The 12832-nt window shown below is 74.3% G+C and carries 14 protein-coding genes and 1 tRNA gene; 7 read left to right on the top strand and 8 right to left on the bottom strand.

Annotation, left to right across the window (positions count from 1 at the left end; all coding sequences use genetic code 11):
- Positions 1 to 21 precede the first annotated feature (21 nt).
- Complete coding sequence (locus ACI8AP_RS01260; RefSeq protein ID WP_456587510.1) at positions 22 to 795, bottom strand: SDR family NAD(P)-dependent oxidoreductase; 774 nt, start codon at positions 793 to 795, stop codon at positions 22 to 24.
- Positions 796 to 908: 113 nt separating this feature from the next.
- Positions 909 to 1448, bottom strand: coding sequence for an isopentenyl-diphosphate Delta-isomerase (idi, locus tag ACI8AP_RS01255; protein ID WP_456587509.1), 540 nt, complete (start codon positions 1446 to 1448; stop codon positions 909 to 911).
- An 84-nt stretch (positions 1449 to 1532) separates the two neighbouring features.
- On the opposite strand from idi, the gene ACI8AP_RS01250 reads away from it, so the two are divergent.
- The 4 genes from ACI8AP_RS01250 (at position 1533) to ACI8AP_RS01235 (ending at position 5349) form a co-directional block, all read left to right on the top strand.
- Positions 1533 to 2360, top strand: a complete 828-nt coding sequence (locus ACI8AP_RS01250; protein WP_456587508.1) for an alpha/beta fold hydrolase — start codon at positions 1533 to 1535, stop codon at positions 2358 to 2360.
- Between the two features lie 129 nt (positions 2361 to 2489).
- A complete protein-coding gene (locus ACI8AP_RS01245) occupies positions 2490 to 2726 on the top strand; it encodes a hypothetical protein (protein ID WP_456587507.1) in 237 nt (78 codons plus the stop codon).
- Positions 2727 to 2817: 91 nt separating this feature from the next.
- Positions 2818 to 4182, top strand: a complete 1365-nt coding sequence (locus ACI8AP_RS01240) for an MFS transporter (protein ID WP_456587506.1) — start codon at positions 2818 to 2820, stop codon at positions 4180 to 4182.
- A gap of 48 nt (positions 4183 to 4230) precedes the next feature.
- Complete coding sequence (locus tag ACI8AP_RS01235) at positions 4231 to 5349, top strand: NAD-dependent epimerase/dehydratase family protein (protein WP_456587505.1); 1119 nt, start codon at positions 4231 to 4233, stop codon at positions 5347 to 5349.
- 1 nt (position 5350) lies between these two features.
- Here ACI8AP_RS01235 and ACI8AP_RS01230 read toward each other — a convergent pair whose 3' ends face one another.
- The 4 genes from ACI8AP_RS01230 to ACI8AP_RS01215 form a co-directional block, all read right to left on the bottom strand.
- Positions 5351 to 6826 carry an AAA family ATPase gene (locus ACI8AP_RS01230; RefSeq protein ID WP_456587504.1) on the bottom strand — a complete coding sequence of 492 codons (1476 nt, stop codon included), beginning with the start codon at positions 6824 to 6826 and terminating at the stop codon, positions 5351 to 5353.
- A 65-nt stretch (positions 6827 to 6891) separates the two neighbouring features.
- Entirely contained in the window at positions 6892 to 7575 is a 684-nt protein-coding gene (locus ACI8AP_RS01225) for a PaaI family thioesterase (protein ID WP_456587503.1), read from the bottom strand.
- Positions 7568 to 8731 carry an acyl-CoA dehydrogenase family protein gene (locus tag ACI8AP_RS01220; RefSeq protein WP_456587502.1) on the bottom strand — a complete coding sequence of 388 codons (1164 nt, stop codon included), beginning with the start codon at positions 8729 to 8731 and terminating at the stop codon, positions 7568 to 7570. The genes ACI8AP_RS01225 and ACI8AP_RS01220 overlap by 8 nt, the downstream gene beginning before the upstream one ends.
- A 128-nt stretch (positions 8732 to 8859) precedes the next feature.
- A complete protein-coding gene (locus ACI8AP_RS01215; RefSeq protein WP_456587501.1) occupies positions 8860 to 9714 on the bottom strand; it encodes an aldo/keto reductase in 855 nt (284 codons plus the stop codon).
- A 61-nt stretch (positions 9715 to 9775) separates the two neighbouring features.
- On the opposite strand from ACI8AP_RS01215, the gene ACI8AP_RS01210 reads away from it, so the two are divergent.
- Entirely contained in the window at positions 9776 to 10381 is a 606-nt protein-coding gene (locus tag ACI8AP_RS01210) for a histidine phosphatase family protein (protein WP_456587500.1), read from the top strand.
- Positions 10382 to 10393: 12 nt separating this feature from the next.
- Here ACI8AP_RS01210 and ACI8AP_RS01205 read toward each other — a convergent pair whose 3' ends face one another.
- On the bottom strand, positions 10394 to 11503 hold the full coding sequence (locus ACI8AP_RS01205; protein ID WP_456587499.1) for an EAL domain-containing protein: 1110 nt from the start codon (positions 11501 to 11503) through the stop codon (positions 10394 to 10396).
- Between the two features lie 127 nt (positions 11504 to 11630).
- Here ACI8AP_RS01205 and ACI8AP_RS01200 point away from each other — a divergent pair, with 127 nt between their 5' ends.
- Positions 11631 to 12254, top strand: a complete 624-nt coding sequence (locus tag ACI8AP_RS01200; protein ID WP_456587498.1) for a TetR/AcrR family transcriptional regulator — start codon at positions 11631 to 11633, stop codon at positions 12252 to 12254.
- A 78-nt stretch (positions 12255 to 12332) separates the two neighbouring features.
- On the opposite strand, the gene ACI8AP_RS01195 is transcribed toward ACI8AP_RS01200, so the two are convergent.
- A complete protein-coding gene (locus tag ACI8AP_RS01195; protein ID WP_456587497.1) occupies positions 12333 to 12626 on the bottom strand; it encodes a DUF3618 domain-containing protein in 294 nt (97 codons plus the stop codon).
- 88 nt (positions 12627 to 12714) lie between these two features.
- Between ACI8AP_RS01195 and ACI8AP_RS01190 the strand changes: the two genes are divergently transcribed.
- Positions 12715 to 12795: transfer RNA gene (locus tag ACI8AP_RS01190), tRNA-Leu, on the top strand.
- Positions 12796 to 12832: the final 37 nt, after the last annotated feature.

Raw genomic sequence — 12832 nt, 5'->3', positions numbered from 1 at the left:
GCGGCAGTTCCTCATGGTCGGTCAGCGCGGGAAGTTCGGTTCGAGCCGGGGCACGATCTGCATCTCGGGGACGAACGCCGCCGGGTGCAGGAGCAGCAGGGTGCGGATGGCCTCGGCGACCGCCGACGGCGGCATCATCAGGTGCCCGGGGATCCCCCACTGCTCCATCATCGGGGTGTCCATCGCGGCGGGGATGACGCTCTGCACCCGGCACGGGAACGGCCGCTCGGTGCCGTCGTCCAGCCGCACGGCCTTCTCCCGCAGCTCCCGCTGGATGCAGCGGGTCGCGTTGAGGAACCCCGCCTTGGAGCCGTTGTAGGCGATCGCCCCGCTGCCCGAGGTGATCGCCGAGAGCGACACCACGTGCACGACGTCGGCGGTGCGCCCCTCCGGCAGGTGCTGCACCCGCTTCGTGAACTCGCTGGTCAGGAAGATCGGGCCCTCGCAGTTGACCGCCTGCACCCGCTGGTAGTCGGCGAGGTCGATGTCGGTGATGTAGCCCGGCCGGTCGATGCCAGCCACGTTGACCAGGACGTCGAACGCGTCGCCGTGCCGGTCGAACAGGTCGGCCACGACGGTCCGCCGGCTCTCGTCCTGGGTGACGTCCAGGGGGACGACCTCCGCCGAGCCGCCCGCAGCGACCACCCGCGACCGCGTCTCCTCGCTGCCCGACGCGTCGATGTCGGCGACCACCACGTGCGCGCCGCTCTCGGCCAGCGCCAGCGCCGTGGCCCGGCCGAGCCCGCTGGCCCCGCCGGTCACCAGTGCGACCCGGCCCTTCAACGACGCCTCCACGGCAGCTCCTCGGTCGTCGGTGCGCGTCCGTCGCCGACAGCCTCGCCGACAACCGCCGGCAGCGCAGGTCGGGGCCGGCAGGGGCGACCGACCGCGCCTTTCCGGGGCCGCGGTCAGATGCGGTGGAGGCCCGCTTCCTCGATGAGCCTCGCCTGCTCACGGCACCACGGGGACCACGCGTCGCCCTCGGTCTCCTGCCGCCGGCGGAACGCAGCCCAGTCCAGCAGCTCCCACTCGGCCACCTCGCTGGGCTCCGGCGCCGGGGACCCGGAGAAGCGCCCGACGTAGACCGGGCAGATCTCGTTCTCGACGACGCCGCGGAACTCCGCCCGGTACCGGTAGCCCGGGAGGGCGGGGCGGATGTCGGCGACGGAGAGGCCCAGCTCGAAGCCGGCGCGTCGGGCGATCGCAGCCCCGTCGTCCTCACCGGGCCCCGGGTGACCGCAGACGGTGTTGGTCCACATCCCCGGGAACGTCGCCTTGTCCTCGGCCCGGCGGGTGATCAGCAGCCGGCCGTCGTCGGCGAAGAGGTAGGCGGAGAACGCGCGGTGCAGCGGCGTCTCGCCGTGGTGCACCTGTGGCTTGGGCATCGTGCCGATCGCCAGACCCTCCTCGTCCACCAGCACGATCATCTCGACAGGAGTGGCGGTCACCGGCCCATGGTCCCCGATCGACCGGGGGCGCGCCCGCTCCACTCCCCCGGTGCGCGAGGGCGGGCTTCGGGGCACAGTCGCGGTGTGGACAGCTTCGACCGGAACGGCCTGACCTTCGACGTCCGGGACGCCGGACCGACCGACGGCGACCCCGTCGTCCTCCTGCACGGCTTCCCGCAGGACTCCACCGCCTGGGACCGGGTGGCACCGGCGCTGCACCAGCACGGCCTGCGCACCCTGGCGCCCGACCAGCGCGGGTACTCGCCCCGGGCGCGGCCGCGCGGGCGGGCGGACTACCGGCTGCGCGAGACGGCAGGGGACGTCCTCGCCCTGCTCGATGCCGCCGGCCTGGAGTCCGCGCACGTGGTGGGCCACGACTGGGGCGGCATCGTCGGCTGGGCGCTGGGTGCCTGGCACCCCGACCGCGTGCGCACCCTGACCGCGCTCTCCGTACCGCACCCGGGCGCGATGGCCCGCGCCGTGGTGAGCAGCGACCAGGGGCTGCGCTCCTACTACGTGGGCCTGTTCCAGCTGCCCGTCGTGCCCGAGCGGCTGCTGCTCGCCGGCGACGGCGCCGCGCTGCGGAGAATGCTGCGGCACGGCGGCCTCCCCGAGGACGCCGTCGACCGGTACGCGCAGCGGGTGCGCGAACCGGGTGCGCTGACCGCGGCCCTGAACTGGTACCGGGCCCTGCCGTGGAGCGGGCGCGACCCGGTCGGGAAGGTGCGGGTGCCGACGCTGCACGTGTGGAGCACCGGGGACGCGTTCCTCGGCCGCGCCGCGACCGAGGACACCGCTCGCTTCGTCGAGGCGCCGTACCGGCTCGAGGTCCTCGACGACGTGACGCACTGGATCCCGGAGCTCGCCGCGGAGCGGACCGCCGAGCTGGTCACCGCCCACGTGCGCGGCTGAGCGCTGCGCCGCCCCCGCGCCACCGTCCGGATCGGCGGCCCGAAAGTCGGCATGGGGCTGTTCGGCGCCCCGGCTGCGGGGTAGCCCCGGAGCGTCCGGTAACCGACACCGAGGGAAGGGGACGACCTGATGACCACGTCGACCACGGAAACCGGTCGCGTCACGGGCACCGCCGACAAGGACTACAACCTGATCTGGTTCACCGAGGCCAGCCTCAGCAACGCGCTGCGCCTCGAGGCCTACATCCAGGACGCCGAGCGCGCCGGGGACCAGGAGCTCGCGGAGTTCTTCCGCAAGGCGCAGAACGAGAGCCGCAAGGGTGGCGAGCAGGGGAAGGCCCTGCTCAAGGCACGCCTGAGCAGCTGAGCGATCCGACGACCGTCCTGATCCGGGGCGGGGCCCGCACCCGCGGCGCCCCGCCCCGGTTCGCGTGCACGCCGGGGTAGTTTCCTCCGCGATGACCGCCGAACCGAGGACCACCGCCACCCGGGCCGAGCGCCTCGACCGGCTGCCCGTCACCCGTGAGCACGGCCGGCTGGTGGTCGGCTCGGGCATCGGGTGGGCGCTGGACGCCATGGACGTCGGCCTGATCTCGTTCGTGATGACCGCGCTCGTCGCGCAGTGGGGGTTGTCGAACAGCGAGGTCTCGTGGATCGGGTCGATCGGCTTCGTGGGCATGGCGCTGGGCGCCACGCTCGGCGGTCTGCTGGCCGACCGGTTCGGCCGCCGCCAGGTGTTCGCCCTGACCCTGCTCGTCTTCGGGGTGGCCACGGGCGCCGCGGCGCTGTCGTGGTCGGTCGGTGCGCTGCTGGTCTTCCGGTTCCTCATCGGCCTGGGGCTGGGCGCGGAGCTGCCGGTCGCCTCCACCCTGGTCAGCGAGTTCGCCCCGGCGCGGGTGCGCGGCCGGGTGGTCGTGCTGCTGGAGGCGTTCTGGGCGGTGGGCTGGACGCTGGCCGCGCTCATCGGCTACTTCGTCGTCCCCGTCGGCGACGACGGCTGGCGCTGGGCGCTCGCGATCGGGGCCGTGCCCGCCCTCTACGCCGTCGTCGTCCGCCGCGGGCTGCCCGAGTCGGTGCGCTTCCTCGAGCTGCGCGGTCGCACCGACGAGGCGGAGGCGACGGTGCGCCGGTTCGAGCGCGCCGCGGACGTCGCGCCGGTCGCGTCGCCGCCCCCCGCACCGCCGGCCACCCCGCCGGGTGTCGGTGCCCTCTGGGCGGCCGGCACCGCCCGCCGGACGGCCGCGCTCTGGATCGTCTGGTTCGGCATCAACTTCGCCTACTACGGCGCCTTCATCTGGCTGCCGACGCTGCTGTTCAACGAGGGCTTCTCCCTGGTGAGGTCCTTCCAGTACACGCTGATCATCACGATCGCCCAGTTGCCCGGGTACGCCCTGGCGGCCTACCTGATCGAGAAGTGGGGGCGCCGCCCGACGCTGGCCACCTTCCTGCTGGGCTCCGCGCTGGGCGCCGGGCTGTTCGCGGCCGCCGACGGCGACACCGCGGTGCTCGTGACCGGGATGGTGCTGTCGTTCTTCAACCTCGGCGCCTGGGGTGCCCTCTACGCGGTGACACCGGAGATCTACCCGACCGCGCTGCGGGCGACCGGCGCCGGCGCCGCCGCGGGCTTCGGCCGGCTGGCCTCCATCGCCGCGCCCCTGTGCGTGCCGCTGCTGGTCGACGCCGGGGGCACGGGGCTGGTGTTCGCCACCTTCGCCGTCTTCTTCGTGGTGGCCGCGATCGCGGCGTGGGCACTGCCCGAGCTACGGGGCCGGTCACTCGACGACGACGCCACCTCGCCCGACCCCGCCCGCTCGACCGGCTGATCGCGGGGGGCGCCGGTTGGCGCGGGGGCGGACGGGTAGCCGCAGGACATGCCGAACCTCTCCCCCGGCCAGCTCTCCGGCCGCACCATCGCCGTCACCGGAGCCAGCGGCAACGTCGGCACCGCCCTCCTGCGTCGGCTCACCGACCCGAGGGCCGGCGTGGCCGAGGTCCGCGGGCTGGCCCGGCGCCGGCCGCCGGCGACGGCCCCGTACGACGGCGTCCGCTGGCACTCCGCCGACCTGGGGGAGGCCGCGAGCGAGGCGGAGATCGCCGAGTTCGTCGAGGGAGCCGACGCGGTGGTGCACCTGGCCTGGGCGCTGCAGCCGGGCCGGCAGCCCGATCGCCTGCGCGAGGTGAACGTGGCGGGCACCCGGCGGGTGGCCCGCGCGGCGGCGGCCGCCGGGGTCGGCCAGTTCGTGCACATGAGCTCGATCGGCGCCTACGCCGCCGGCGCGCGCGGGCAGCGGGTGACGGAGGACTGGCCGACGACCGGCATCCCGAGCGCGCAGTACAGCCGCGACAAGTCCGAGGCCGAGCGGGTGGTCCGCGAGGTGTTCACCCGACACCCGGACACCACCCTGACCGTCGTCCGCCCCACCCTCGTCCTGCAGCCGGAGGCCAGCAGCGAGATCGGCCGCTACTTCCTGGGGCCGCTGCTGTTCGGGGCCGCGCGCATGCTGCCCGGCGCGGTCGCCCGGCTGCTCCCGCTCCCCCTGCCCGCGCTGGCCCTCTCGTTCGTGCACGCCGACGACGTCGCCGACGCCCTCGAGCGGATGCTCGACCGCCGTGCCCCCGGCCCGTTCAACCTGGCGGCCGAGCCGCTGATGGACGCCGACGCGCTGGCCCGCGCCCTCGGCTCGGTGCGGATCCCCACCCCGGCGTTCGCGGTGCGCGCCGGGCTGCACGCGGCGTTCACCGCGCACGTGGTGCCCACCGAGCCCGGCTGGGTGGACATCGGCACACAGGCGCCCGCGCTGAACACCGCCCGGGCGCGCAAGCTGCTCGACTGGGCCCCGTTCCACGCCGGCGACGACGTGCTGCGGCAGTTCGTGGCGGCGCTCGGCACCGGCACCGGTGCGCCCGGGCCGTTGCTGCGCCCGGCGGGCGGCCCGGAGCTGGACCCGGCCGGTGACCGGGCCAACGCGCCCGGGCCGCGGGCCAACTGACTCAGCCGGGCAGGCTGCCCAGCAGGGTGCGGGTCATCGCGTTGCGGGTGTCGAGCAGCTCGTCCAGCGCCGCGGTCAGATCACCCGCCGACACCGTGAGCCCGCCGCCGTCCGGGGTCCGCGCCGCCGCCACCAGCGCGGCCCGGCGGAGCAGCTCCTTGAGGAAGGACGCCGTCACGCCCTCGGTCCGGGCGATCACGTCGTCCAGGCCGCTGGTGTCCACCTCCAGCGTCCCGCGGTAGAGGTCGAACAGCGCCCGGCGCGCCGCCGCGTCGGGCAGCTCCAGCGCCACCGCCTGGTCCACCCGGCCCGGGCGTGCGGCCAGCGCAGGCTCCAGCAGGTCGGCGCGGTTCGTGGTGAGCACGAAGACGACGTCGGCGTCCTCGGCCAGCCCGTCCATCTCGTTGAGCAGCTGGAACAGCAGCGGATGCTGGCCCGGGTGCATGCCGCGGTCCTCGGCGATCAGGTCGACGTCCTCCACGACGAGCATGGCCGGCGCCAGCGCCCGTGCCACCGAGCACGCCTCGGCGATCAGGTGCAGCGCGTTGCCGGTGAGCTGGATGACCGTGGTGTCGCGCAGGTTGCTCACCAGATACCGGACGGTGTGGGTCTTGCCGACGCCGGGCGGGCCGTAGAGCAGCACCCCGCGCTTGAGGTGCTGGCCGGCCGCGAGCAGGCGCTCCTTGTGCCGGGCGACGTCCACCACCTGCCGCCGGATCTCGGCGAGAGTGGCCGGCGCCAGGATCAGCTGGTCGGCCCGCAGCTCCGGCCGGCGGTGGAACTGCAGCAACGTCTGCCCGTGCCCGAACACCTCCTGACCGAAGGAGAGAACCTGGCCGCGGAACACGTTGTGCTCGATGCTCGCGGCGCGGATCTCGGCGGCGGCACGGGCCACCGCGGCCGGGTCGGTGCCCACCAGCTGCACCGACACCTGCGGCACGCCGTACTCCGGTGCCGCACCCCGCAGCAGCAGCGCCGCGCGGCTGCCGTCGGGCTCGGTGACCAGGTAGATCGCGCACCGCTGGCAGGCCCGGACCTCGCCGTCGGGGCCGCAGGCGAGGTTGACCGTGGCCGGGTTGCCCGGCCGGGGTCCGTGCGGGTGCTCGCCGTCGGGACCGAGCAGGTCGCCGAGGCCGAACTGGGTGTGCTGGAACCCGGCCACCCCGACCAGCTCGTGCGTCCGCCCCGCCCCGGTCAGCCAGGCGTCGACCCCGGCCTGGACGTTGACGTGCTCGTAGCCGGGCCAGGTCTCCTCCACCACGTCCAGCCCCTCGGCCGCGTCGCCCAGGTGCGCAGCCAGCACCCGGGACAGCCGCGGCCGCTCCCCCGCGCGGGCGGCGCCGACCAGCGCCCGCACGCCGCGCCGGGCGAGCCGGCCGACGTCGGCCAGCTCCGGCCGCAGCCCGTCGGGAGCCGCGACAGCCGCCGCGGTGAGCGGCTGGTAGGAGCCGCTGTAGCTGACGTACGTGCGCCGCACGTGCCCTCCTGGTGCATCGGTGGAGGGCGGACGCTACCGGGTACCGGGCGGTTCCCGAACCCGTTTCAGCTGCGGTTGGTCCAGGCACCTACGTCGCGGCCGGTGCGCGCGAACACCTCCGAGGCCCGCTCCGCGCGCAGGGCGACCAGCAGCGCCTCCCCCTCGGCCAGCGTCGTCGCCGGGTCGTCCTCGGCCACCAGCCGGGCGGTCGCGGTGGCCCGCCGGCCGTCGACCGAGACCAGCTGACCGATCACCACCAGCGGCACGCCCAGGTGCACGGGCCGGCGGTAGGTGACGGAGAGGGTCGCCGTCAGCCCGCCGTGACCGGCGCCGCGCGCGGAGCGCGCCAGCACGTGGTCCAGGAGCGTGGCCACCACCCCGCCGTGCACGAGCCCGGGCGGGCCCTCGAGCTTCTTGCCGATCGTGACCCGGCCGACGCAGCGGCCCTCGTCCGGGAGGTCCTCGACGACCATCGGCGGCGCGACCGGGCTGCCCGGCCCGTACACCGGGCTGTACCACCGCTGGCCGGTCTCCGGGTCGTCCACCGAAGCGATCTCGTGCACCTCGCGCAGGTCCTCCGACAGCAGCGCGGTCAGCTCGCGCGCGGCCCGGGTCGCCTCGCTCAGCCGGTCGACCGGCGCCTCGGTGCGGACGGCGGCGTCGACCAGCTCGCGCAGGGCCTCACCGAGCTCCGCCGCCGCCTCGCGACGGACCCCGCGCTCGTCGTCGGTGAGCTCGGGCCTAGCCACGTGCCATGCCGGCCTCACGCAGCAGCGCGCCGCCGATGATGACCCGCTGCACCTCGCTGGTGCCCTCGTAGAGCCGGAACAGCCGGGCGTCGCGGTAGAAGCGCTCCACCGGCGTCGTCCGCAGGTAGCCCATGCCGCCATGCACCTGCACGGCCTTGTCGACGGCGCGGCCCACCATCTCGGTGCAGAAGAGCTTGGCCGACGACGGGCCGACGGAGGTGTCCTCGCCGGAGTCGTAGCGGGCGGCGACGTCGCGCACCATGCTGCGGCCGGCGAGCAGCTCGGCGTGCATGTCGGCGAGCATCGCCTGGACCAGCTGGAAGCGGCCGATCGGCGCCCCGCCCTGCTTGGCGGTGGCGGCGTAGGCGACCGACTCGTCGAGCACCCGCTGCGCCATGCCGACGCAGAGTGCGGCGATGTGCAGCCGGCCGCGGGAGAGCACGGTGAGGGCCTTCGCGTAGCCGCGGCCCTCCTCGCCGATCAGCGCGTCGGCGGGCACCCGCACGTCGTCGAAGAACACCTCGCTGGTCCAGGCGCCGGCCTGGCCCATCTTCGCGTCCTTGGGGCCGACGGTGACGCCCGGCGTCGTCGTCTCGACGACGAAGCTGGAGATGCCCCGGCCGCCCTTCTGCTCCGGGTCGGTGCGGGCGAAGACGACGAACAGGTCGGCGATCGGCGCGTTGGTGATGTAGCGCTTGCTGCCGTTGATGACCCACTCGTCGCCGTCCCGGCGGGCGCTGGTGCGCAGTGCCGAGGGGTCGGAGCCGGCCTCGGCCTCGGTGAGCGCGAAGGAGCCGATGAGCTCACCGGCCGACAGGCGCGGCAGGTACTTCTTCTTCTGCTCCTCGCTGCCGAACTTCGCGATCACCTGGCCGGAGATGCCGTTGTTCGTGCCGAAGAGGGAGCGGAAGGCGGGCGTCGTGTAGCCGAACTCCATCGCGAGCTCGACGTCCTCGCTCATCGTGACGCCGAGCCCGCCGTAGTCCTCGGGCAGCGCGTACCCGAACAGACCCATCTCCGCGGCCTGCGCCCGCAGGTCGTCGGGGATGCGGTCCTCGTCCTCGATCTGCTCCTCGCGGGGCAGCACCGATTCGCGGATCAGCTGTCGAACGGCGTCCTTGACCTGGCGGAAGTCCTCGGCGTCCACGCAGGCCATGGTGACGCGTGCCTCAGCCCTCCGGCGCGCCGGGGGTCCCGCCGCGCCGGTGAGGCATAGGAAGCTCTACCTGCATCCGGGGGTGGCTGAACGCGGGTAGAGCTTCCTATGCCCGGGCGGGCGGCGGCTCAGGCCAGCGCGTCCAGGCGGGCCATGTCCTCGTCGGACAGGGTCAGCCGAGCCGCACCGAGGTTCTCGGTGAGGTGGTCGACCGACTTGGTGCCCGGGATCGGCAGGATGACCGGCGACTTCTGCAGCAGCCAGGCCAGCGCCACCTGCGAGGGAGTGGCGTCGAGCTCGCGGGCGATGTCCGCCACCGGGCTGTCCGGGGCGGCCAGGTCACCCGTGGCGATCGGGAACCACGGGATGAAGGCGATGCCCTCGGCGGTGGCGTAGTCCAGGACGTCCTGGCTCTGGCGGGTGGTCAGGTTGTACAGGTTCTGCACGCTGACGATCTCGGTGATCCCGCGCGCCGCCTCCAGCTCATCCACCGACACCTCGGAGACGCCGATGTGCCGGACCTTGCCCTGCTCCTTGAGCTCTGCGAAGGCGCCGAGCTGGTCGGCCAGCGGCACCTCGGCGTCGATGCGGTGCAGCTGGATGAGGTCGATGCGGTCGACCTTCAGGTGCCGCAGGGAGAGCTCGACCTGCTGCTTGAGGTAGGCGGGCCGGCCGACCGGCGTCCAGATGCCCGGGCCCTGGCGGGTCAGCCCGGCCTTCGTCGCGATGACCAGGCCCTCAGGGTAGGGGTGCAGCGCCTCGGCGATGATCTGCTCGCTGACCTCGGGGCCGTAGGAGTCGGCGGTGTCGATGAAGTCCACGCCCTGCTCGACGGCGGCCTGCACGACGCGGACGGCGGCGGCCCGGTCGGCCGGCTCGCCCCACACGCCGGGGCCGGGCAGCTGCATGGCGCCGTAGCCGAGCCGGTGGACGGGGAGGTCTCCGCCGATGCTGAACGTGTCGCTGAGCTGTGCGGTGGTCATGCCGGGAGCCAGCGCGGCAGCCACCGCGCGTGTTCCCGGACGGGCGTGTTCGATGGACGACGTGGGCGAGATCGTCGGTGGACGGCTGGGAGAGCTCGTGGTGCTGCGGCACGGGCAGACCGAGTGGAGCCGCAGCGGCCAGCACACCGGGGCCACCGACCTGCCGCTGCTGCCCGAGGGCGAGGAGCAGGCCCGCTCCCTGCGCGCGGCGCTGGGCCGACGCAGCTTCGCCGAGGTGCGGGTCAGCCCGCTCCAGCGGGCCCGGCGGACCGCCGAGCTGGCCGGCCTGACCGCCACAGCGGTGGACGGCGACCTCGTCGAGCTCGACTACGGCGGCTACGAGGGCCGCACCACTGCCGAGATCAGCGAGGAGCTGGGCCGGGAGTGGTCGATCTGGCGGGACGGCACGGTCGACGCCGACGTCCCCGGCGAGACGCTGGCCGACGTCGGCGCCCGGGTCGACCGGGTCCTCGACCGGGTCCGTGACCGCCTTCCCGACGGCGACGTCGCGCTCGTCGCCCACGGCCACGTGCTGCGGGTGCTGACGGCCCGCTGGCTCGGGCTGGCGCCCGAGGCCGGGGCGCTGTTCGCGCTGCCCGCCGGCCGGTACGGCGTCCTGGGGCACGAGCACGGCCGGCCGGTGCTCACCGGCTGGGCCCTGGGCTGACCGGCGACGGCGTCAGCGGGTCCGCGCCACCGGCTGCCAGCGACCCTCGGGCTCCTCGGCGGGCGGCTCGGGGCGTACCGGCCGGCCGAACAGCCAGCCCTGGCCCATGTCGGCCCCCAGCGCGGTCACCTCCTCGGCCAGCCGCTCGGTCTCGATCCCCTCGGCCACGACCACCGCCCCCAGCTGGTGGGCCAGGTCGGTCACCGCCTTCAGCACCGTGCGGGCACCGTCGTCGGGCAGCTCCTGCACCAGCCCCTTGTCCAGCTTCACCACGTCGGGCCGGACCGCGGCGAGGAGCGACAGGCTGTTCCAGCCGGCGCCGACGTCGTCGAGCGCGACGCGCCACCCCAGCGAGCGGTAGTGCTCCAGCACCGAGACCAGGTGCCCGCGGTCGGCGATGGCGTGCGACTCGACCACCTCGAAGACCAGCTGGGTCGGCGCGATGCCGGCGTCGTGCGCGACCTGCTCGGTGCTGGCCAGGCAGACCTGCGGCCGGTAGATCGAGGCTGGGTTGAAGTTGATGAACAGGTCGTCCTCGCCCAGCCACGGCACTGCGCCGGCGATGGCGGACTCCCGGCCGATGCGGTCCAGCCGGTGCAGCCAGCCGGCGGACTCGGCCACGAAGAACAGGTCCCCGCCGCCGACCTCACGGCCGTCGACCAGCCCGCGCAGCAGCGCCTCGTGCGCGACGACGGAGCGGTCGGCCAGCGAGACGATCGGCTGGTACACCGACCAGAACTCGGCCTCGGCCAGGACGCCGACCTCGACCGTGACGCCGCGGCGCGCCAGCTCCACGGCCAGCGTGGGCGCGGTCAGCAGCCGGGCGGTCAGCGCGGCGCCGTCGTCCGGCGGGTCGGTGGCGACCCGCACCGCCTCGGTCTCGGCGGCGGTCAGCTCCCGCGCCAGCTTCTGGAACAGCCGCTCCAGACCCCGTCCACCCCGGTCGTCGACGACGTCGACCAGCTGGGGCGCGGAGTAGACGGTGAGGCCCAGCGCCTTGGCGGTGCGGGCCACGTGCGGCAGCACGTGCCCGATCGACGTCGCCAGCAGCGCACGACCCGCCCGCCCGGGCACCTCCCAGTTCTGGCGGCACCCGCAGACGCCGCCGCAGATGGTTCCCACGGAGGACAGGGTGACTCACGCGCACGGGCACACGGGACAGGCGCGCGGCGGTATCGGAACGCTCTTCCGGGGGTACTCGCAGGGGACTCCCAGCTAGTTCACAACTTGAATGTCTAAGGTTTCGCCCATGGCCGCTCTCCCCACCGCAGAAGCCGCTCGTCCGAGTCGTGGCGGCCGGCCGCGCGATCCCAGCCGGGACGGCGTGATCCGCGCGGCGATCCTCCGCCTGCTCGCCGACGTGGGTTACGGCGCGCTGACCATGGATGCGGTCGCCGCGGAGGCCGGCGTGGGCAAGGCGACGATCTACCGACGGTGGCGCACCAAGCAGGACCTGGTCGTCGACACGATCTCCGACCTCAACCGCGCCGAGGCGCACAGCCCCGACACCGGCTCCCTCGAGGGCGACCTGCGCGAGATCATGCACTCCCTCGTCGGCGTCGTGAACGGCCCGACGGGCGCGGCCACCCTCTCCCTGCTGTCGACCGTGCCGCGTCACCCGGCGCTGGCCGAGGCGTTCGAGAAGGGTCCGCTGGCCGTGTGGCAGCAGTCCTTCGAGCAGGTGTGGCAGAACGCCGAGGCGCGCGGCGAGCTCGACCCGTCGTTCCGCACCTCGGTCGCCGCCGAGACCGTCAGCGCGCTCCTCGTGCAGCGCTGGCTGCTCACCCACCGCCCGGTCGACGAGGCCTTCGTCGACGAGGTGCTGGAGACCGTCGTCCTGCCCCTGGTGCGCCACCGGGCGACCAGCGCCTGACCCGGCCGAGCACCCGAGAACCACGAGACCGGCCCGTCCCCCTGGGGGACGGGCCGGTCTCGTCGTGTCGGACGGCGATCAGCGCGTGCGGTACTGGACCTTCTTCTCCACGACGGGCCGACGGTTCCGCTTGGCCGGCGCCGCGGCCTTGCGGTGCCGGACCTTCTGCACCACCACCAGCGTGACCAGGAGCCCGACGGCGCCCATCGTGGCCTGACCGGCGGGCGTCTGCAGGAAGCGCTGCACGGCGTCCTTGCCCTGGGCCTTCAGGCGCGTGGGGCTGCTGCGGTAGGCGATCTGGTCCAGGGTGGCGGCCAGCGACTCGCGGGCCGCATCGATCTCGAGCTGGATCTGTCGTGGGTCGCGGGGCACGGCGACAGCCTGCCAGACGCGGCGCAGGTCAGCGCGGCGACGGTCCTCCCGGAGCACCCGCACAGGTGCTCCTAGACTCCGGAAGCACGCGGGAGTGGTGTAACGGCAGCCACGCCAGACTTAGGATCTGGTGCCTTCGGGCGTAGGGGTTCGACTCCCCTCTCCCGCACTGGAGCAACCCCGCAGGCCCGGGCCCCACGCCGGAC

This window comes from Blastococcus sp. SYSU DS1021 (assembly GCF_054050995.1).
This window is presented reverse-complemented; position numbering and strand designations above follow the sequence as displayed.